This window comes from Anoxybacter fermentans, assembly GCF_003991135.1.
GTDB lineage: Bacteria > Bacillota > Halanaerobiia > DY22613 > DY22613 > Anoxybacter > Anoxybacter fermentans.
In genome coordinates this window covers 1,262,357-1,284,295 of record NZ_CP016379.1, presented here as the reverse complement: position 1 = coordinate 1,284,295, position 21,939 = coordinate 1,262,357, and the positions used below count along the sequence as shown (strand labels likewise).

13 protein-coding genes are annotated in these 21,939 nt (G+C 34.8%); all 13 read left to right on the top strand.

What is annotated here, in order from left to right; all coding sequences use genetic code 11:
• Positions 1-309 precede the first annotated feature (309 nt).
• The 13 genes from BBF96_RS05715 (at position 310) to BBF96_RS05655 (ending at position 21,029) form a co-directional block, all read left to right on the top strand.
• Positions 310-1,347, top strand: coding sequence for a M42 family metallopeptidase (locus BBF96_RS05715; protein WP_236777885.1), 1,038 nt, complete (start codon positions 310-312; stop codon positions 1,345-1,347).
• 176 nt (positions 1,348-1,523) lie between these two features.
• Positions 1,524-1,814 (top strand): YkvA family protein, encoded by a 291-nt coding sequence (locus tag BBF96_RS05710; protein ID WP_127016256.1) that lies wholly within the window; start codon positions 1,524-1,526, stop codon positions 1,812-1,814.
• A gap of 169 nt (positions 1,815-1,983) precedes the next feature.
• Positions 1,984-3,186 (top strand): ISL3 family transposase, encoded by a 1,203-nt coding sequence (locus BBF96_RS05705; protein ID WP_081499421.1) that lies wholly within the window; start codon positions 1,984-1,986, stop codon positions 3,184-3,186.
• Between the two features lie 109 nt (positions 3,187-3,295).
• Positions 3,296-6,586 (top strand): PD-(D/E)XK nuclease family protein, encoded by a 3,291-nt coding sequence (locus tag BBF96_RS05700; RefSeq protein ID WP_127016255.1) that lies wholly within the window; start codon positions 3,296-3,298, stop codon positions 6,584-6,586.
• 6 nt (positions 6,587-6,592) lie between these two features.
• Positions 6,593-10,186, top strand: a complete 3,594-nt coding sequence (locus tag BBF96_RS05695) for a UvrD-helicase domain-containing protein (RefSeq protein ID WP_127016254.1) — start codon at positions 6,593-6,595, stop codon at positions 10,184-10,186.
• Positions 10,187-10,252: 66 nt separating this feature from the next.
• Complete coding sequence (locus BBF96_RS05690) at positions 10,253-11,935, top strand: hypothetical protein (protein WP_127016253.1); 1,683 nt, start codon at positions 10,253-10,255, stop codon at positions 11,933-11,935.
• Complete coding sequence (locus BBF96_RS05685; protein ID WP_127016252.1) at positions 11,932-12,867, top strand: DMT family transporter; 936 nt, start codon at positions 11,932-11,934, stop codon at positions 12,865-12,867. The genes BBF96_RS05690 and BBF96_RS05685 overlap by 4 nt, the downstream gene beginning before the upstream one ends.
• 99 nt (positions 12,868-12,966) lie before the next feature.
• Positions 12,967-13,488, top strand: a complete 522-nt coding sequence (locus BBF96_RS05680; protein ID WP_127016251.1) for a chemotaxis protein CheW — start codon at positions 12,967-12,969, stop codon at positions 13,486-13,488.
• 498 nt (positions 13,489-13,986) lie between these two features.
• Positions 13,987-15,534, top strand: coding sequence for a YjjI family glycine radical enzyme (locus BBF96_RS05675; RefSeq protein WP_127016250.1), 1,548 nt, complete (start codon positions 13,987-13,989; stop codon positions 15,532-15,534).
• Entirely contained in the window at positions 15,509-16,372 is an 864-nt protein-coding gene (locus BBF96_RS05670) for a YjjW family glycine radical enzyme activase (RefSeq protein WP_127016249.1), read from the top strand. Before BBF96_RS05675 ends, BBF96_RS05670 begins: the two co-directional genes overlap by 26 nt.
• A gap of 340 nt (positions 16,373-16,712) precedes the next feature.
• Entirely contained in the window at positions 16,713-17,840 is a 1,128-nt protein-coding gene (locus BBF96_RS05665; RefSeq protein WP_127016248.1) for a M48 family metalloprotease, read from the top strand.
• Between the two features lie 275 nt (positions 17,841-18,115).
• Positions 18,116-19,558, top strand: a complete 1,443-nt coding sequence (locus BBF96_RS05660) for an amino acid permease (RefSeq protein ID WP_164730915.1) — start codon at positions 18,116-18,118, stop codon at positions 19,556-19,558.
• Between the two features lie 310 nt (positions 19,559-19,868).
• Complete coding sequence (locus tag BBF96_RS05655; protein WP_127016246.1) at positions 19,869-21,029, top strand: DUF362 domain-containing protein; 1,161 nt, start codon at positions 19,869-19,871, stop codon at positions 21,027-21,029.
• Positions 21,030-21,939 lie beyond the last annotated feature (910 nt).

Here is a 21,939-nt window from a genome sequence, read left to right as displayed (position 1 = left end):
TAAGATAAATTTTAAAAAATGTCAATATAAGCAAAAATAATAAATAAGAAGCAATAATACTAATTATCAAAAATTATTCAGTAATTTAATATGAAAACCAAAGAAATTTCATTCAAAAAAATTAATAAATCTTATGGAAAATGATTCAATAATATACCAAGAAATAAATTATATTATGGTAAATGAAAGTAAGGTTGCTTATCGATCAATTTGGTGCGAAAGTTGAAGGAGAAATAAAGGAATCTTAAGTCTGATTGAAGAATATTTTAGAAAAAATAAAACAGATTTTTTAATGAAAGGGGATAAAATGTGAAAAGTAAAATTAATAGTAAATATGTCATGGATATTTTGAATGATCTTTTAACAACTCCCAGTCCCACAGGTTTCTGTCATATAATTATGCAGAAGATTGAAAGAAAAGTTGAAAAGTTGGGATTTTCGTTTGAATTAACTAAAAAGGGTTGTGGAGTAATTACTATTCCCGGAAAAAAAGATGACTACATCATTGGTCTTTCTGCCCATGTTGATACTTTAGGAGCAATGGTTCGTTCTATTAAGGATTCTGGAAGAATAAGATTTACTCCTATAGGTGGTTATATGATGAACACTGTGGAAGGGGAGTATTGCCAAATCCATACCCGGGACGGCCGGGTTTATGATGGAACAATTCTCACTACCAAGCCATCAGTTCATGTTTATTCAGATGCTAAGGACCAGAAAAGAATAGAGGAAAATATGGAAATAAGAATTGATGAACTAGTAGACTCAAAAGAGGATGTACTCAAATTAGGAGTTAATGTTGGTGATTTCATCTCTTTTGATTCCAGAACAGTGATTAAGGAAAATGGTTTTATTAAATCCCGTCATTTAGATGATAAAGCTGGAGTAGCTGTTCTTTTTGGTTTGATGGAAATGTTTAAGCGTGAAGGATTCATTCCAACACATACTTTAAAAATATTCATCTCTACATATGAAGAAGTTGGTCATGGCGCATCCTACATTCCTGAGGAAATTGATGAACTTATTGCGGTAGATATGGGTGCTGTTGGTGATGACCTTACATGTACTGAGAAAGATGTTTCGATATGTGCTAAGGATTCTTCCGGACCGTATGATTACCATATCGTTGGTAAATTGATTGAACTGGCTAAACGGGAAAATCTGAATTTTGCTGTTGATATTTATCCCCGCTATGGTTCGGATGTTTCTGCAGCTTTACGGGGTGGCAATAATATTCGTGGAGCTTTAATTGGTCCCGGGGTTCACGCTTCCCATGGTATTGAACGTACTCACATAGAAGGACTTTTAAACTCTATTGCCCTTTTAGCAGCTTATACATTAGAATAAAAACATATTTAAGGAGCCCTTTTTATAGAACATTATATCTATCTGATTTACAGGGCTCTTTTTTTCTAAAGAGTAGTTTTGTGATTTGATAAAAAATTATTTAAAAAGCAGGGTAAAATGTTTGGAGTGGAGAAATAATAATTTATATACATTTTGTTTTTAAAGGGGGTTTTGTTATGGCGGGGGTCATTCGTAACTTTAGTTGGCTGGTACGTTATCTAGCTGATCAAAATGTTTCTGGTTGGAAAAAATTATTATTTTTCCTTCCCTTGATCTATTTTCTCTCACCTATAGACCTCTTTCCGGATATTATTTTTCCATTTGGATATCTGGAAGATGTGGGGGTGTTGTTATTTGGTTGGCAAATGATTAAGAATGAACTGGAAAAATATAAACAAAGTATGTTTGATAAAAAGGATAAGGATAATGTAGTGAATCTAAATAAAGATGATTATAAAGTAAAATAGTTTTTAAAGATAGATGATTTTTAAAGATCTTTAATTTAAAAAGATCTTTTTATTTTTTGGGTCTATAATTAATGTTGTGAAGAAAAAATTATAAAAAATAAAAAGGCATTTGCTGGCTCCGTTGAATTAATTAGTTGCGAACTAAAAACCAAAGAAAGGAGTCCAGCAAATGCAATATAATAATATCATAAAATTTCTTGATTTGCCAGACATTATTGCAACTGAAATTATTTCAACGGAGGACAGATATATTTTTATCGCTGAAGCAAAGAAAAATCACATTGTGTGTCCTCAGTGTGGTAATATCACTAATAAAATCCATGATACAAAATGGCAAAATATTAGAGACATCCCCATAAGAGGTAAACTAGTAATCATTAGACTTCTAAAGAAAAGATATCGTTGTCCTTATTGTCATAAGAGGGGTATCCCTGAAAAATATGAAAGTATTGATAAATATGCCCGTAAAACCAAACGCTTTGATAAATATCTTGCTAAAGAAACTGTCAGCAAGGATTATTCTAAAGTTGCTAGAGAAAACGGGTTAAGTTATACAGCTGTTAATAATGCAGTTAAAAAAGTAGTTGACCCTCTCATTAAACAACAAGTTTCAAAACTTAGTCAATTAAAAGCCATCAGTATCGATGAATTTGCAGTTTTAAAACGCCATAAATATGGAGTTAGCATTACAGATCCAATTAATCGGGAGTTAATTGACATTTTACCTACTCGCAAAAAGGATGATTTAATTGACTACTTTAATTGTTGGGAAGATGAACAAAGACGACAGATTCAATCGATCTCTATGGATATGTGGCGGCCGTTCAAAGCAGTAGCAGATGCAGCATTTACTCATGCAAAAATTGTTATAGATAAATTTCATCTTGTAACTTTAATGAACAGAGCCCTTGATGAAGTTAGAAAACAAGTTCAACAAACAGTAAATAATCATCAGAGAAGAAAGTTTTTTCAAAGTCGTTTATTACTCCAAAAACGAGCTGAAGAATTGACAGATGAAGAACATGAAAAGCTCATCAAATTATTTGAACTCAGTCCAGCTCTAGAAAAGGCCTGGGAATTAAAAGAGGAATTCAGAGACTTATTGCAGCTAGATGATGTGAAAGAAGCCACCAGAGCTCTAAAAAGGTGGTATAAAGAAGTAATAAAAAGCAAGCTGATGCCTTTTTACCAGGTAAAAAAGATAATACAAAGATGGGAAGAAAAAATACTAAATTATTTTAAGACTAAGATAACCAATGGCTTTGCTGAGGGTATCAATAACAAGATTAAATTGATCAAAAGGATTGGATATGGTGTTCCAAATGTTATGAATCTAAGGAGAAGAGTATTTAATGCAATGTTAAGTTATTAAATTTAAATGTTTATTTCAAAATCAATTTACCAATCAATTCAACGGAGCCAACTTATCTTTCACAACATTTGACGGAGAGCCTATTTTTTTAAACCTGAGGTGAATTAATATGCCAGAAATTTTGTATGGCCCGATGCTTAGTACAGGTAGGGATGAGTTAATTAAGTTATGTGCGAAACTACTGAATTTTAGAGGAACTGGCTTTGCTTATTTAGTGCCAACTATCCAGTTAAAAAAAGAGGTAGAAAATGCTTTAATCAATATCAAAATCTCAAATTGTAATGGTCAGATAGGGACAGCAATGCAAAAATTACCTATTTATCTTTTTGATGGTTTTGTAAATGAGGTTTTAAAAGATTGGTTGGTCTATCAAGCACCAATACCTGTTTATCAACAAAGACTAATTTTAAAAACTGTAACTAATGAACTGCTAAAATCCGGTCAGTTGAGCTATTTACAAGGTATGGTAAAGTATGATGGATTTTATTCAAGTCTTCTTAAGTGGCTTAAAGAAGTGAAGAAAATAGGAAAGAGACCAGAAGATTGGCTTACAATGTATCCAATTTCAAAGAAAGAACGGGAGTTGGGCTATATTTATCAAAAATATGAGGAATTTCTCGATATCTATGATCTGGTAGATGAAGAACGGAATTATGAAATTTTGATTAATCGGATTCAGAATTCTTCAAATGGTTCAACAGGTAGTTTTCTGGATTATCTGAAACTTATAGTGATTGATGGATTTTATAAATTAAATCAGCTTCAGCTTCGGTTAGTAAAAGCCCTTATTGAACAGGGGAAAGAGGTTATTGTTCATACTTTTAAAGAAGAAGAACGGAGTCAATTGTTCCTTTCTTCAAATGATATGATTCATCAATTACAACAACTGGCACATAATGAAGATTGGGATTGGGAGCTTAAAAAACTGGATGAACTGGATTTTAAGAGTCGAACTGAAACTTTAAATCATCTTTGCTGTAATCTTTTCAATTTATCTGCACCAAAGAAAGAAGGAGATGAGACTGTTCAAATTCTTTATACTCCCGATCCTTATAAAGAGATTGAAGAGATTGGGCGCTGGATCAAACGGATTTTGCTTGAAGATACAGAGAATAGACTTAAGTTGGATGATATTGCTATTATTTTACGTAATGTTAGTTTTTATCATTTTTATATTGAAGAGGTTTTTCGTGAATTGGGAATCCCTTATCAAATTTCTGCCGGTGTAGAACTGTCCAGAACACCTATCTTTAAATTGATCCTTAAACTCTATAATATTTTTTTTGAAGATTGGTCAAGGGAAAGCGTGGTTGAGATACTTAAATCACAATACTTACAATTTGGTGATGAAAAAACAACCGAGTTATATGAGCAGCTTATTCTAGAAGCGGGAGTTATCAAGGGACATAATGAATGGTTAAAAAAATTGAAACTTTACCGGACCTATCTTAGAAAAGAAGTGTCAAAAGGATCAGAGAACAAGGAAAAATTAGATTTATTGACCCAATTAGAGGAGGTTTTAATAGATCTCTTTAATAGGTTGTCTATTTTAGCTCAACCTAAGAGTCTTTTAGATCATAGTCAGGCATTGTTGAAGTTTTTTGCTGCATATAGGTTGGATCAGCAGATTACAAAAATCTGTGACCAAGAAATTCTGCGCAGGGATTTGCTCAGTCTGGACTATTTACAGCAACTTCTTTTGGATATGATTCAGTTTGGATTGCTATTGGAGTCTTATCAAAATAAAGATAAAAAGATCTCTGCTAAAGAATTTATTTCATTTTTAAAACAGGCCGCAGATGAACTTCATATTCCCGAATCGGACGTGGAATATGATGCTGTACAGATACTGACACCATCCCAGAGCAGAGGTAGAAGTTTTAAACATGTTTTTATCGGTGGATTGTTAGAAGGGGATTTTCCCTGGTATGGAGAAAAGGATTGGCTTTTTAAGCCAGAAGAGAGAAAAATTTTAAAAGAAAGGGGAATCTATTTTAAACAATTTTATGAGCAGCTTGAAGAAGAAAGGCTTTTTTTTCTTGAAGCAGTATGTACAGCAAAGGAGAGTTTGGTTCTTACCTGTCCTACTTTAGAGACAGAAGAATCGGTTCAACCCTCATCTTTTATTCAGGAAGTTTTAAATATTTTTAAAGAAAGGTCAATTAAAGAGAATAGTATATTAACTAACCGTTTTCAGGGAGCTGAAAGTATACTTAAAGAGGCTTTAACCAGGCGAGAATTGGATGAAATTTTTTTACGGGAATTATGGGAATCTGATAATGTAGAAGAAGTATTCTCCTTTGAAGAATTGGCCAGATTACAGGATTTATATTTAAGAGGAGAAATAGTTAAATTCCGGGAAGGAATTGAATTTAGTCGATATGATGGTATTTTAGAGCAGGATGATATTATAAAAAAACTTAAAAAAATTTATCATCCTGAGCGAGTGTATAGCATCAGTCAAATTAATGACTATGCACTTTGTCCATTTCAATATTATTGTAAGCGAATTCTCAATTTAGATAAAGTAGAAGAACCGACTTTAAGATTAGAACCTCTGGATCTGGGGAATCTTTATCATCAAATTTTGTTTCTCTTTTTTAAAGATTTTCCTGGTTTTAAAGAGGAACCCCTTGATACAGCTTTAAACCGCTTAAAGGAAGTAGCAGATGAAGTTATGGCTAAGTATCAGCCGGGTTTAAATCTGCCAAGTGGGCTCTGGGCAATTTATCGGGAAGAGGTTCTCGAAAACTTAAGCCGTATGATCTCTTATGAGTATGAAGAGGCATCTAAACAGAATTATCAGTTAAAGCCAACTTTTCTTGAAGCCAGTTTTGGTTTAAAAAAGGATTACCAGGAAAAAGGAACAGTGAATCATCCAGAACCTGTCATTATCCATAAAGATCAGGATGGTGAAATTGTTGTAAAATTTAGTGGGAAGATCGACCGGATAGATATAACCCAGGATGGTAAATTTCTGATCATTTATGATTATAAGTTGGGTGGTAGAAAAGGATATGATGAAATAAAAGAGGGAATTGATCTGCAATTACCTATTTACATAAAAGCTGCGCAAATTCTCTGTGGTCAGGATAAAGAAGTATTGGGAGCAGGATATTTTTCACTTTTAAGATGTGAACGTAAATCTGGTATCTGGCGGGATATTCGTAAGGATCTTATTCCTGTTACATCACGGAGTAAAAATTGTCTTACAGATGAAGACTGGCGAACTTTACTTGATAAAGCTGATCAAATGATTATTGAGTATATCACTAATATACGGTCAGGATATTTTCCTGTAAATCCAGCTAAGGAATGTCCTGATTACTGTCGGTTTAAAAAGATTTGCCGCTATGAACCGTCAAGAATTCGCCGCAAGAAGGAATTTTTAAGGGGGTGACCACTATTGGGATTTGAACCAACCCGGGCCCAAAAAGAGGCAATTATAACTACAGATCAAAGTATTATACTTAACGCAGGTGCAGGTTCAGGTAAGACCAGGGTTCTTGTAGAGCGTTATTTATATCTTATAAGCCAAAGGTTGGCGAAAGTAGATGAGATTCTGGCCATCACTTTTACCAATAAAGCTGCTGGAGAGATGAAAGAAAGGATTGTAAAAGAGGTCTTTAACCGGGCTTTAAATGCTCAATCACCAAAAGATAAGGAGTTCTGGCGAAATGTAAAAGAAGATCTAAATCAGGCCTGGATTAGTACTTTTCACGGTTTTTGTGCACAGATATTACGTGAAAATCCTATTCAGGCTGGAGTAGATCCTTTTTTTCAGATCCTTGATGAGTTTCAATCAGATGAATTATTAGATGAAACCATTGAAGAGATTTTTCTGGAGGGTCTTGAGAGGGATTGTCCCCATCTGGTTACTCTTGTACGGGAGTTTGGTATTTATGCAATTAATGGATTATTAAAAAATGCTTACATTAACAGCCGTAGAAGTCAACTAACTTTAGATGATATTTCGGCCATGACTCTAAATAAATTATCTGCCAGTGCTGAAAAATTAGAGGAATTGAAATGTGAAATCTTTGAATTAGTAGAAGATTTGCTAAAGATTAATCAAACACAAAAGTTATCCTCAGCTACCAAAGCTAAATTGGACGAATTAAAGAGGGTATGGCCGGAACTTGTTCCAAAGATTCAGAAATTAAAATCTCTAGCTGACCCTGAAAGGAAAGTTTTTTTAAAACTAAATGAAATTTTAAAAGGAAAGGTTGCAAAAGTAATAACTGAGCATAAAAATAGAATTAAATCTATAGAAGAAGAGTTTAATTTATATCTAGCTGACCTTAAAGCTAAAAAACTAATTCAACCATTGGTAGAAATTCTAAAATTAATTGATGAAAAGTATAGTGAAAAGAAAGAAAATTTAAATGGTCTGGATTTTTTTGATTTACAGAAATTAACTATTGATGTATTAAAAAATAACCGGGACTTATGTAAACAATTGCAAAATAAATACAAATTTATCATGGTCGATGAATTTCAGGATACCAATCTAATTCAGGAACAACTAATTAGACTTCTAATTGGTGGTTCCGTTGATGCTGCCATAGAAGGGAACAAGCTTTTTATTGTCGGTGATCCTAAACAATCTATTTACCGGTTTCGCGGAGCTGATGTAACTGTTTTTAAAAAACTTAGTACCGAGATCAGTCAGGTCGGCCGGAAGATTTTTTTAGATAAAAATTTCAGAAGTAGAAAAAAGATAATTGACTTTGTAAATCATTTCTTTGCTAAGATTTTTGGAACTTCAGATAATCCTTATGATATGGAGTATAAACCTTCTTCGGCTTTCCGGGTCTGTGACCAATCTGATTTTTGTGTGGAATTTATGATTCTGGATAAAGAAGAGTTAAAAGAAGAAGAAATTAATATCCGGGAGGAAGAAGCTGATCAGCTGGCCCAACGAATTCAAGAGATGGTACAGCAAAAGGAAAAACTCGTTTATGAAATGGGGCCAGATGGAGTAGAAGAAGCCCGCTCTGTGCGTTATGGTGATATTTGTCTTCTCTTTCAGGCTTTGACCGATGTTCAGGTTTATGAAGAGGCTTTTCAACGATATCGGATTCCCTATACAGTAGTTAATGGCAGGGGGTTTTTTGAACGGCAGGAAATACGTGATTTAATCAATCTTTTGAAGGTTGTAGATAACCAGTATAGAGAGATTGAATGGGTGGGTATACTTCGTTCTCCTTTTTTAGGCTTAAGTGATGAAGATCTTTTCTGGCTTTCTGATAAAGGAGTAGAGATCAGTAAAGTAATAGAAAAAGCTGAAGAGATCAAAGGTTTGAGTCAGGTTTCTGTGGAAAGGATAAAAAAATTTTTGCAGGTGCTGAAGGAAGCAAGACAAAAACGGGAACGGGTTGAGATATCCGCTCTAATTACTGAACTTTTGGAAGAGACTGGTTATCTTCAGTTAATGATGGCTCATCCACAGGCTGAGCTTATCAGGGCCAACCTGGATAAATTTATCTCTATGGCCCGTCAGTACGAACATAATCTTTTATCATCTTTAGCTGGATTTATAAAATATATTGAAAGATTGGAAGAAAAAGAGGCCAGAGAGGGAATGGCTCAGATTTCGGGTCAGAATGATACTGTTAAATTGATGACAATTCATCAATCAAAGGGGTTGGAATTTCCGGTGGTTATTCTCCCTGATGCGCAGCGCCAATTAATTAATGCTACGAATTTTCCAGCTGTTTTTTTTGATGCTAAGCTGGGATTGGGATTGAGGGTAAAAGATCCACTAAATGGAAATAGAATCAGTACTTCTATCCATGCTGACATCTGGGAAGAAGAGAAACGCCGGGAAATTGCTGAAAAGAAAAGACTTTTTTATGTAGCTGTAACCAGAGCCAGGGATTATTTGCTGATTAGCGGTTCGGTGGGAAAGGTTAAAGAAAAGGAAATCGACGAGGGTAATAATTGGTTCGATTGGTTAGGACATGTTTTTCAGTTTGCCAATTCTAACGGATTATCTAAGACTTTGAGATATGGCCCTGATGGAAGTCATCTGATACGTATTCGTCACCGTCAAACAAAGGATGTCTCAAAAGAACTAATTAATCCTTCCCATAAGAAAGTTATAGATTTGGAAAAATGGCGTGAGGTTTATAAGGATTTCTTAAGAATTTCAGTTGTAGAACCAAGAGAGAAAAAGGGATATTATACTTTCAGTGTTACTGCTTTGATGGCTTATGAAAAGTGCCCACGCTGGTATTATCACCGTTATCTTCAGCGAATGCCGTCTAATATTAAAAATCCTCTTCAGAGCTTAAGATTGAAGGAACCAGCGGAATGGGGAACACTAATTCATTTCCTTTGTGAAAGGATAAAAAATATTGAACAATTACCTGATCTTTTAAAGAGTGGAATTCGTCAGCTTGGATTTACTAAGTTTTCAACTCCTATAGATTTTGACCATCTGGTAAAGGAAGTCAAACCTTATATAGAAAGATTTTTAGCTAGAGAGATAGAAATTAAAAATGAAATAGATTTTAATTATGATTCGGATTATAGGGAGTATTCTTTTAACCTGGTCTTAGCTAATTCACTTATCCGTGGAACGATTGATAGAATGCTTCTCACTCACGAGCAGGCTTTAGTCATTGATTATAAAACAAATCAAATCAGTGCAGTAGATTTGGAAGAGATAGGTCAAAACTATAGGCTTCAAATGGAGATATATGCTTTGGCAGTACATCGATTAGCAGAAATTGATCACGTCAAATGCAAACTTTATTTTCTTATTCCTGATCTTTTCTGGGAGATAGAATTTGGTCCTCAGGAATTTAAAAAAATTCAAAGGAAAATAACTAACCTTACTAATGCAATTATAAAGGCCATACAGAATGGTGTAATTGAAGGAATGATTAATCAGTTTCCATGTGCTTTTAAACCTGATAAGTGTCCTTATTATCATATCTGTTCTTATAATAGCTTATGTAATAAGTTAATGGACAATGAAATTGAAAGGATTTAGGGAGGAATTTATTAAATAAAACACGAATTTAATAAAAGATTGTCTTTAGAATGGGAGGGGTGGGATTTGAAGAAAAGATGGGTTTTTTTATTGGCTATAATTTTACTGATACTGATAAAATTTAATTTTTTGGCTTTAAGTACTAGTCCATCTCAATATCTTCGTACACGTTTTACTGTTTTGGCTGCTAGATTATTTCAAGAGATTAGTTCGGAGATTGAACCCGATGCTGATTATTATTATACTATAGGCCTTTTGCCAATGATGGATGTAAATGGAGAAAAACCAAATCTGGCCCGATATCTACAGGAACTAATGGAAGAGGTAATAGGTAAATTTCCTTCTTTACGTGTTGTATCATCTAATGAAGTTTTAGAAACCTGGAATGAACTGAAAAAAGAGAATCTTCCGGAAGCGGATTTTTTCAGCAAAATAGGTGAAAGACTTAATATTTCTGGATTAGTACTGACAAGTCTGGTAACTCATCCGGATTATTATACTATCAATGCTTTAGTGGTAAATACGTTAACTGGGATTACTAAAAAAGTTGAACTAATTACTATTGATCGGGAAACGATTAAGGCCTTACCTATTGAAGAGATTCAAGCAATTGAATTACCTTCATTACCCAATGTAAAGGAGCCAAAGAATGTCAATTCTGAGAAATTGGAGATAAAAACTGTTGAAGAGGAACAAAAACAGGGTGAATTTAAAAAATATATAGATTCGGAAAAACCTGATCTTGAAGAGTTAAAATCTGAAGAAACGAAATTGGAAAATGAGAAATCAGGGTCTAATCAAAAGGTTTTCAAGCTTTCAAGTATAGAGAAGTTAGATGAAAATCTTAAGCCTGGAGAAGAATATCAGTACTATTTTGAGTTAAATGGGCAAAGTCCTCTTTTTAATAATTTAATTCTCGGATTCGATTTAGGAGATCTGGATGGAGATGGAGATCTGGAGATAGTTTATTGTGGCGGAACCAATATAGAAGTAAGAGATCTGAAGGATTATCAGGTACTTTGGACCTATAAAAATTACTTCCCTCTATCAAATGATTACAAGATTCTTACAGTTGATATAGATAAAGATGGAAAAGATGAAGTGATTGGTCATGGTAATTTATTAAAGTTGATAGAAGATCGGTTGGTAAGTAAACGGCCCCGGTTTTTATCCCGACCTGTGACATTGTACGGTTCGTCTGGTATAGCTCTGTTTGATCAGGGTATTGTTTATATTGTTAATTATCAGGGATTGGTTATGAAAATGTATCATCTTGGAGAAGGTTATGGAAAAAGATTCATCTTTACTGACCTGGAATGGGATGGAAAAGAAGAACTTATTACCACTACCCAGGGAGATGATGAGGGATCTACAATTCAAATATTTACTGTAGATGAGACTTTAAAAAATCCCCGGGTTTTATCAAATCATTATGGCTTTGCCATTTATTCAATGGATTTAAATGGCAATGGATTACCCGAAATTTATCTAAGGCGGAATTTCTTTGAAGGTGATTGGTTCAAGTATAGTAAGATTTATGTCCTGGAATATCAAGATGGAAAACTCAAATTGATTGCTGAGACTCCGAAGCTAGAATATTTTGTTATCGATTTCAGTTCATATCCCAAAACCAACCCCAAACGTTTAGTGGTTGGAGGAATGTATTTAAAGCACAAAAAACAGTCAGTTAATGAGATCAAAAGCAGATTATTTTACTATACTTTAGAAAAAAATGGTGATGGAGAATGAGAAAATCAATTATTAATCGTTTTTTGATTCTAGTGGTGCTTCCTCTTTTTTGGGGAAGTACCTTTTTGGCAACAAAAATTTGTTTGACCGATCTTCCACCGATCTGGATGGGAGCTATTCGGTATTTTATAAGTTCTCTGATTTTTTTAGTGGTTCTTATAAGTAAAGAATCTTTAAATAAATCTTTAAGGGAGTTGAAGAATTACTGGTATTTATTTTTGGCTGTTGGATTGGTAGGAACTTTTTTTGCAGCCTTTTTTCAAAATATAGGGCTTCGTTATACCACTGCTTCTGTTTCATCGCTGATTAATACTTTAGAACCGGTGCTGGTAGCTTTGCTTTCAGTTCTTATTTTACGTGAAAGACTTCCTTTTATTGGGGTAGCTGGTCTTATCATAGCATTTATAGGTGGTTTTATTCTCATTACTGATGGCAACCCTCAGACCCTTTTACATTTGGATGGATCAGTGAAGGGTAATATTTTGATTTTATTATCTATTATCTCATATGCATTTTACACCATTTTCACAAAATTACTGGTGGGAAGAACTGATCCCATTAATGCAGTAACATTTTCCAGTATTATTGGAACATTATTATTAATCTGTAGTGCTTTGATTATGGAGGAATTTCCACAGTTAGAGGAGGTTTCTTTAACTACCTGGATGGCGATATTTTATCTTGCTATCTTTCCTACATGTATTTCGTTATTTCTTTTTAACAAACTACTAACTCAGGTTGAGGCATCACGGGTCAGTATTATCCTTTTTTTAATTCCTGTTTATGGACTGATCTTAGGGGTTATATTATTGGGCGATCCTTTAACTCCAGCCATGGCTATTGGTGGGGTTTTTACTATCATTGGTATCTGGTTGATTGAATATGGGCCATCAAAGTTGGGAAGAAAAGTTCTCAAATCGGGCCAGAGATAAATTTTTAATGTCATTTGAAGGAGAATGGTTTTTTTTGCAGAATTTTTTAAGACAAGAAACAAGTTTGTTTTGCTTTAATCTTAAGGAGGTGTCTTAACATTGTATAATAAGAACAAAGAAGGGCAAAAAAGTAAATTTGATAAGGTTATAATCTTCCGGATTGAGAAAAAATTATACGGACTGGAGATTACTGATGTACAGGGAATTGAACCATTACCGGAGATAACCGGTTTAGGTTTACCTAATGTTCCTGATTATATTGCCGGAATTTTTAATTTACGCGGTGAAGTGGTGCCCTTAATTGATGCCCGCAAAAAACTTACTATTAAAACTAAAGATGACGAGGATAAGTCTTTGAAGCGAGTTCTAATTATAGAGATTGAACAGGGTAAAGTAGGAATTATCGTGGATGAAGTTCGTGAAATTTACGAATTTACTGATGAAGATATCTATCCACTTCCAAAAGGAATTGGCGGTTTGAAATGTGATTTTGTTAAAGGGATTGGTAAGATGGATGAAAAGTTGATTATTATTCTTGATATTAATGTCTTTATTACTTCTGAAGGTAAATTTGATTTGGATTTCATGGAAGATCTGGAAGATTACTTGAACGAAAAATAAGGGGGGGTTCCCCCTTTTATTATTTACAAAAAGTCAAATTTTCCTTCAAATGCTCAAAATTAGCTTTTTATAGTTTAATCATGATATAATGAGGTTAAACTGCAAAAAACTAATTTTTCACTTCTTGAGAAATTTTTCGAATCATCTAAAGCTCGATTTCCGACGAAATAAGGCTTCCTAATCAAAGGGCCATCCTGGCCCTTGATTAGCTCATCACCTCCTGTGATGAGGCTTTATTTCGTCGGAAATCTCGCTAAGATGATTTGGCGAAAAATTTCTATGTCGCTTAAAATTAGCTTTTTGCAGTGTAATTATAATAATAATAATTGAGGGAATTTCATAATTAAATTTTTAAACATTACAAGTCAACATATTGTGTATATTAGGAGGATAGCAACACAATATATTGAAAATGGTTGATGGTTTTGCTAATTATGAAATTTCCTTAATTAATAAAAAACAATTTGAGTTTAATACAAAATAAGGAGGGTTCCGGGAATGGATTTAAAAGAATTTAGAATAAGAGCACGAAAGATTATAAATGACCCTGGTTTAACTTATCACCAAAGAAGGCACAAACTTGCCCTTTTGGCAGAGGAATTGGTAGAATACCCTCCTCTTGGTGATGAGGCAAAAAAGGCGTTGGATGAGAGGGTTATCTGTGATTTGTATGAAGGTCATGCACCATACCGGCCTAGATATATTTTACCTGATTATGAGAAAGCATTAAAACAGGGTTCTGAATTTTTAGAGCTAGATCCACCAACAAATTTGGCTGAAGCGTTAAATTTTTTAACTATTTTATATAGCCAGGTTCCTTCCATTACCGGATTTCCTGTCTATTTAGGTGATATAGACCGACTGTTAATACCTTTTCTTGAAGGTGTGAGTGATGATGAACTCTATCATAAGTTAAAGCTCTTCTGGCGCGCAGTTGACCGGATGTTCCCTGATGGTTTCGTCCATGCGAATTTAGGTCCAGAAGATACCCGGGTAGGCCGGGTGATTTTTAAAATTGAGAGGGAACTTAAACAGGTAGTACCCAATCTAACCTTAAAATATGATCCGGAAGTTACTACAGATGAATTACTATTGGAAGGAATTAAGACTGTCTTTGCTGTTGGCAAACCCCATTTTGCCAACCATCCGATGATGGTTAAGGACCTTGGTGAGAAGTATGCTGTAGTTAGTTGTTATAATTCTTTAAAGATCGGTGGAGGTTCACATACTCTGGTTAGATTGAACTTAAAAAAGACAGTTGAAAAGCATTCCGGTGATATTGAATCATATTTTAAAGAAACTTTACCCCATTATGTAGAGCTTACTTTACAGGTGATGGAAGCCCGGATTCGTTATCTGGTTGAAGAAGCTAAATTTTTTGAACATGATTTTCTGGCGCAAGAGGGATTGATTAGCCTGGATCAGTTCTCAGCTATGTTCGGAATTTTTGGTTTGGCTGAGGCTGTTAATCTTTTGATGGAAAGCAAAGGCCGAAACGGACGATATGGACATGATGAAGAAGCCAATCAACTTTCTTATCGAATTACAGATGTAATTGCTGAAATTTTAGCACAACGACCTTTGCCATATTGTGATGGAAATGGTGGAAAAGCCTTTTTCCATTCACAATCAGGAATTGATCTGGATGTAGATGTTACTGCCGGAACCCGGATACCTTATGGTGATGAGCCGGAAATTTTTGAACATATTACTGCTGTAGCACCTCATCATTACAAATTCCAGGCAGGTATTAGTGACATCTTTCATTTTGAAAATACCGTGCAAAATAATCCTCAGGCAGTAGCGGATATTATTAAGGGTGCTTTTGCTCAGGGGATGCGTGATTTTACTTTTAACCTGGCTGATGGTGAATTTGTACGGATTACCGGATATCTGGTGCGCCGTTCTGATTTAGAACAAATGAAGAGAGAAAAACGTTCACGGTATGATAGTACGGTGCTCGGATATAATGCTGTTGAAAATCAAGGTATTTTTCAGCGTAAAAGAAGGGTGATAAGCCGTGAGCAAACTCCAGGCACTCATTAATCGAATTATTCGCTTCAGTGCTGTCGATGGCCCTGGAAACCGCCTGGTTATATTTCTCCAGGGCTGTAATTTACAGTGTATTAATTGTCACAACCCTCATACTATTGGAATCTGTAATTTTTGCGGAAAATGTATTAAAGAATGTCCGGTTAATGCCCTGGAAATAATAGCAGGTGACCCCTCATGGATAAATTACGATGAATCTAGATGCGTTAATTGTGACCACTGCCTTGAAGTCTGTCCAATAAATAGCAATCCTCGGAGCCGCTGGATGGAAGTTGATGAGGTAATAAAAGAGATACATCGGGTTGCCCCATTTATATCAGGCATTACTGTTTCGGGAGGAGAAGCGACTCAACAGTTGGACTTTGTTAAAGAGCTTTTTACTTGTATTAAAAATGATTATAAACTTTCATCTTTGACTAATTTTATTGATAGTAATGGTATAGCTCCTATATCCTATTGGGAAACTCTTCTACCAGTCTTAGATGGAGCAATGATAGATCTAAAAGCTTTTGATCCTGATGTTCATTATCAACTGACTGGAGAGACCAATGACTTGGTTTTAGCTACCATCCCATATCTGTATGATAAAGGGAAGCTTTATGAGGTTAGGTTGTTAATTGTTCCCGGATATAATGATGATAGGGAGCAAATTGATGCAACTGCTGATTATTTAGCTAAAATTGGACGAGATATCAGGATTAGATTGATCCCTTTCCGAAAACATGGGGTTAGGGCTAAGTTTCGGAATTTATTGGAACCGGAAGGTGAATTAATGGAAGAAATTAAAGAGATTTTTGTTAAAGATGGATTTGAAGAAATTTATATTACATGATTAAACTACAAAAAGCTAATTTTGAGTGCCATAGAAATTTTTCGTTAAACCATCTTAGTGAGATTGAAGAACTTTAGATGGTTTGGCGAAAAATTTCAATAATGCTCAAAATTAGTTTTGAGCAGTTTAATCATAATGTTATCCACAACCTGCAAAAATGTATAATTTTCTGAACATTGAAAAATTAACTTTATAATAAAATTATGAGATTGAGTTTAGAATTAGCCGTGCATAAAAGCACGGCTAATTTTGATATTTGAAGGTGAAAAAGAGGATTTTATATTTTGATTGGAGAAATAAATTGGCAAATTTATTTTGGCTTTAAGAGGGGGTGATAGGAATGGAATGTTTATATAATCCTGAACGAAGAAGATTGGCTAAAAAATTCCATCGGCGTAAAGATCGATACAACTGGTTTAATCGAATTTTCCATGTTCTATTTTGGGCGATTTTTCTGGGGTTTTCTTTAGAAAAACGACTTTATCATTTTTTAACTGATTGGACAGAAAGTTGGATTATGAAACTAGTGCTTTTCACAACAGGTTTTTATATAATTTACACGATTTTTAATTCGATTTTGGATTATTTTGAATATCGACTAAATCTGGAGTTTGAGCTTTCAAGCCAGAGTAAAAAAGAATGGTTTTTAGATAAAGTGAAAGTTTTAATCCTTGAACTTTTAATTTTAAATATAGCAGGTGGAGGATTTCTCATTTTGGTTCAAAAATGGCCCGAAAGTTGGTGGATTATTTATACAATCATAGGATTTATATTTATTATACTTTTTACATTTATAATGCCGGTAGTGTTATTTCCATTATTCTTTAAACTAACACCATTTCCAAATACTCCATTAAGGCAAAGATTAGAAAATTTATTTGAACGTGCAAAAGTCAAAGTTACAGATATATATGAATTTAATCTGAGCTCTAAAGTTAATTCTGCAAATGCTGCGGTAATTGGCATGGGTAAAACCCGAAAGATTATTCTGAGTGATACATTACAGGATAAATATACTGAAGCTGAGATTGAGGCAATTTTAGCACATGAGATAGGTCATCATGCTAATGGAGATATTACTAAACTTCTTTTAATCCAGTTTGGAATTTTACTTGTTATAACATATTTAATTTCCCTGATCTGGCAACCGTTAGTAAAGTGGTGGGGATATGATGAGATTGATAGTATTGCCAGTTTGCCCATGCTGTTTTTAATCTGGGGAATAATAAATTGGGTAATTACTCCAATTGAGCTTTATATTAGCCGTAGAATTGAGAGAAAGGCTGATGAATATGCACTTCGGCTTATCGAAAATCCCCGTAATCTAGCGACTGCGTTTGTTAAACTTGCAGATGAAAGTCTGGCTGAACTAAAATTAAGTCTATATAAATTGTTATTTAAAGCTTCTCACCCACCTATTGATGAGAGGGTAAAGATGGCGCTTGAGTGGGTTGATAAAAAAGAATAGTGATGATTATACTGCAAAAAGTTAATTCTAAGCGACATAGAAATTTTTCGCCAAATCATCTTAGCAAGATTTCCGACGAAATAAGGCCTCATCAGCCAGGAGGGCTCTTTGATCAGGAAGCCTTATTTCGGCGGAAATCGAGTTTTAGATGATCCGAAAAATTTCTCAAGGAGCGAGAAATTAGCTTTTTACAGTTTAATTAGGTTAGCTTTTATAAATTTTCTCCCATCTGTAAAAACTAAAGATGAGTTAAACAGATGGGAGGTTTTTTTGTTATGGCAAGTAAAAATGAGGAATTAGGACGTGGTCTTACTTCCAGACATTTGACCATGATTTCTATCGGAGGCGTTATTGGAGTAGGTGTGTTTTTAGGAAGTGGTGCTACTGTAAAATTAGCTGGCCCAAGTGTAATTCTGGCATATGCCTTGGGCGGGGCGATCATGATGCTTGTAATGTTAGCGTTGGCGGAAATGTCTGTAGCCAATCCAGTCCCGGGGTCATTTAGGGTTTATGCAGCAGAAGCACTTCACCCATATGCAGGTTATATAGTAGGATGGACATATTGGCTCTCCTGGGTTGTAGTCATGGCTGCAGAGATTGTAGCGGCTTCGACTTATATGTCATACTGGTTTCCACGACAGTATGGTTGGATTTTTGGAATTATTTTTTCTATAGCCATGACCTGGGTCAATCTTAGAAATGTAAAATCATTTGGTGAGTTTGAATTTTGGTTTTCCTTTATTAAAGTTGCAGCTATAATATTATTTATTCTTGTTGGAGCTAGTTTCATTTTTGGGATAATAGGTAAACCAATTGGTACAACCAATTATGTCAAATATGGAGGATTCTTTCCCCGGGGAATCTCAGGACTAATACTTTCCATGGTTATGGTAATGGTTGGGTACGGAGGAACGGAAGTAATTGGAGTGGCAGCAGGGGAAACTGAAAATCCCAAGAAGGATGTACCAAAAGCTATTTACGGAATTGTAGCTAGAACTTTAATTTTATATGTTGGTTCTATCGCTATATTAGTAGGTGTTATTCCCTGGAAAAATGTTGGGTTATCTGGAAGTCCTTTTGTATTGGTTTTTGATAGGATAGGAATACCGGGTGCAGCTACTATTATGAATTTTGTAGTTATTACCGCTGCTCTGTCAAGTATGAATAGTGGTTTATACACTAGTTCACGAATGTTATATTCTCTGGCTAAAAGTGGTTTTACTCCTCCCATTTTGGGGAAAGTAAATGAAAAGACGAAAGTACCTACTTATGCGGTACTTGCCAGTACTTTTTTTCTTTATGTTGGTGTACTGGTTTATTATATCTCACCAGAGAGTGCTTTTCTTTACATCACTGGAATTTCTGCCTTTGGATTTATGTTTATTTGGATGCTCATCTCTATAACACATATTTTTTATCGTCCTATTTTAGAAGAGCGGGCTAAGGGAGAGTTGGAATATAAAATGCCGGGTTATCCTTATACATCATGGTTGGCGGCCATTTTGTTAGTTGGAGTGCTTATCACTCTCTGGTTTATTCCGGAACAGAGAATTGGTATTTACTCTGGAATAGGATGGCTGGTACTAATTACCGGTTATTATTTTCTTTCTGGTCATGCTCATGCAACTTTTAAATTTAAAGATGAATTACGACATGTGGAGTATGCGTCGTTTTTAGGTGGCTATCCTATTAAAAATCAGAATAAAAAACAAAAATAAAATCTTTTTAATGATTAAACTGCAAAAAGCTAATTTTGAGCGCTATAGAAATTTTTCGTTTAACCATCTTAGTGAGAGATTGAAAAGAATGGCCTCATATGAGGATTGATGAGCTAAGCAAGTCATTGAAATCGAACTTTAGATGGTTCGAAAAATTTCTTTATAAAGCGAAAAATTAGCTTTTTGCAGTTTAATCATATTTATTTAAAATTTTAAGAAGGATTTTTTGACTTATAAATGGAACTTAGAAACAAAAAGATAAAAATAATGACCGGAAAGTTAACATTTTGGAAAGGGAGTATGAGATAAAATGAATTTGAAGGATAATCGTGTTATGATATTGTATTGTAATCGTTATGAAGTTAATTTGATTAAAGAACGTTTGAAAGATGGATTAGAGCCCTGGGGTGGAATTAGAGCTTTCGTTAAACCAGGACAAAAAGTACTTTTGAAAGCTAATTTACTGATGGCAAAAAAACCGGAAGAAGCAGCCACTACCCATCCTGCTGTGGTGCATGCTGTTGCGGAATTGGTGCATGAAGCAGATGGAAAGGCTATTATTGGAGATAGTCCTGGTGGGCCGTTTAATAGGACTCTGCTGCAGCGGGTTTACCGCAGGACTGGGATGGAAGCTGTGGCAGTTGCTACCGGTGCAGAATTAAATTGGGAGTTTGGATTTGTGAAACATTCCTTTCCTGAAGGTAAAATTTTAAAAAATGTTACTGTTGGTAAGTATATTAAAAATGCTGATTTGATTATTAACCTGCCTAAGCTAAAAACCCATGGATTAACGAAAATGACCGGCGGGGTTAAGAACTTATTTGGTGCTATTCCAGGACTCTTGAAAGCAGAGTATCATTTAAATATGCAAAAAATTGATGATTTTGCTGATGCATTGATTGATATTGCTTTATTTGTTTCTCCCGGATTGACTATAATGGATGGAATAATTGGAATGGAGGGAGAAGGGCCATCGGGTGGTAAACCTATAGAATTGAATACTTTATTGGTGAGTCCAAATCCTTTTGCTCTTGATGTGGTGATGGCTGAATTGGTCAAGATTAAACCTGAAAAGATTCCTACTATTAAGATGGCCAAAAAAAGAGGTTTAGGTTATGAATTAAAAGATGTTCAGCTTCTGGGAGATCCAATCGGAAGGCTTAAACCTGAAAACTTTAATTCACCGAACATAGATTATTCGGCTAAATTATTGGAACGGAGGTTGCCTAAACCTTTAGCAAAGTGGATGACCGGTCTTCTCAGGCCAAAGCCGGTTTTTGATCCGGAGATTTGTGTTCAATGTGGGGATTGTATTAGAAGCTGTCCACCTCAGGTGATTCAGAAGTTGGAAAAGGGTGTAAATGCTGATCTGGATAAATGTATTCGCTGTTTTTGTTGTCAAGAACTTTGTCCGAAACAGGCAATACGAATCCACCGACCAATGTTGGGTAGGATTTTATTTGGAAAATAGTGGACATACCTTAGGGTATGCCATGAGATTGTTGATAAGTCCTTCTTTTTTAGAGACTTGCTCGCACACTGGTACTCAGCTTTAGAAAGTAGAAAAACTAAATATGATTATACTGCAAAAAGCTAATTTTGAGTGATATAGAAATTTTTCGTCAAATCTTTGCGAGATTTCCGACGAAATAAGGCCTCATCACAGGATGTGATGAGCTAGTTCTAAGAGTCAGAAGGGCTCTTTGATTAGGAAGCCTTATTTCGGCGTAAATCGAGCTTTAGATGATTCGAAAAATTTCTCAAGAAGCGAAAAATTAGCTTTTTGTAAATAAAAAAAAGAGGAGAATCCCCGAGCTTGTTGACAAACCTTTCTTTATTTAGAGAGTTGTTCGTGCACTGCCAGAAAAACTAAATATAATTTCTGAAGCGTATAAGTCAAGGCTAAAGTCAGGAGAGCGGAAGCCTTAACTTTTAAGGGCGTGCAGTCGGGACGGCGGAGCGTCCGGTAGCGGAAGAAATTTTCTGTTTCCCTGGGGGAGCAAATTGTCTAAACCCCCTTTTTCAACAGCCTGGTGGTATGTCTTAGGGTATATTACTCAATTTTGTTGTTAATTTTCAAGTTTTCTGACCCTTCGCTAGTGGTAGATATATAGAGGTAGTGAGATTAAAAGAAGTGTAATAGATCTACTTAGACTTGTTGTCAGGCGATGAATCCGGTTTTTCTTTTCCTGCATAATCTAAAGTTTTTGTTTTTCTTCAAACCATTCTTCAAAAGTGATTTTATTTTTTTAAATCAGGTTCTAATTGGCTAAAACGCTTAAATATTTCCATTTTTGAGGGAATATAAATTGAGGAAGGGAAAAAATGTCAGTTATAATGTTGGCCATACCTGTAAGGGCAAAGATACAGAAAATTAGAGT

Bases quoted from the DNA above. Each gene is read 5' to 3' on its own strand.
- BBF96_RS05675 (WP_127016250.1), top strand. From the start codon at position 13,987: ATGGATTTAAAAGAATTTAGAATAAGAGCACGAAAGATTATAAATGAC.
- BBF96_RS05660 (WP_164730915.1), top strand. From the start codon at position 18,116: ATGGCAAGTAAAAATGAGGAATTAGGACGTGGTCTTACTTCCAGACAT.
- BBF96_RS05665 (WP_127016248.1), top strand. From the start codon at position 16,713: ATGGAATGTTTATATAATCCTGAACGAAGAAGATTGGCTAAAAAATTC.
- BBF96_RS05655 (WP_127016246.1), top strand. From the start codon at position 19,869: ATGAATTTGAAGGATAATCGTGTTATGATATTGTATTGTAATCGTTAT.
- BBF96_RS05685 (WP_127016252.1), top strand. From the start codon at position 11,932: ATGAGAAAATCAATTATTAATCGTTTTTTGATTCTAGTGGTGCTTCCT.
- BBF96_RS05705 (WP_081499421.1), top strand. From the start codon at position 1,984: ATGCAATATAATAATATCATAAAATTTCTTGATTTGCCAGACATTATT.
- BBF96_RS05700 (WP_127016255.1), top strand. From the start codon at position 3,296: ATGCCAGAAATTTTGTATGGCCCGATGCTTAGTACAGGTAGGGATGAG.
- BBF96_RS05710 (WP_127016256.1), top strand. From the start codon at position 1,524: ATGGCGGGGGTCATTCGTAACTTTAGTTGGCTGGTACGTTATCTAGCT.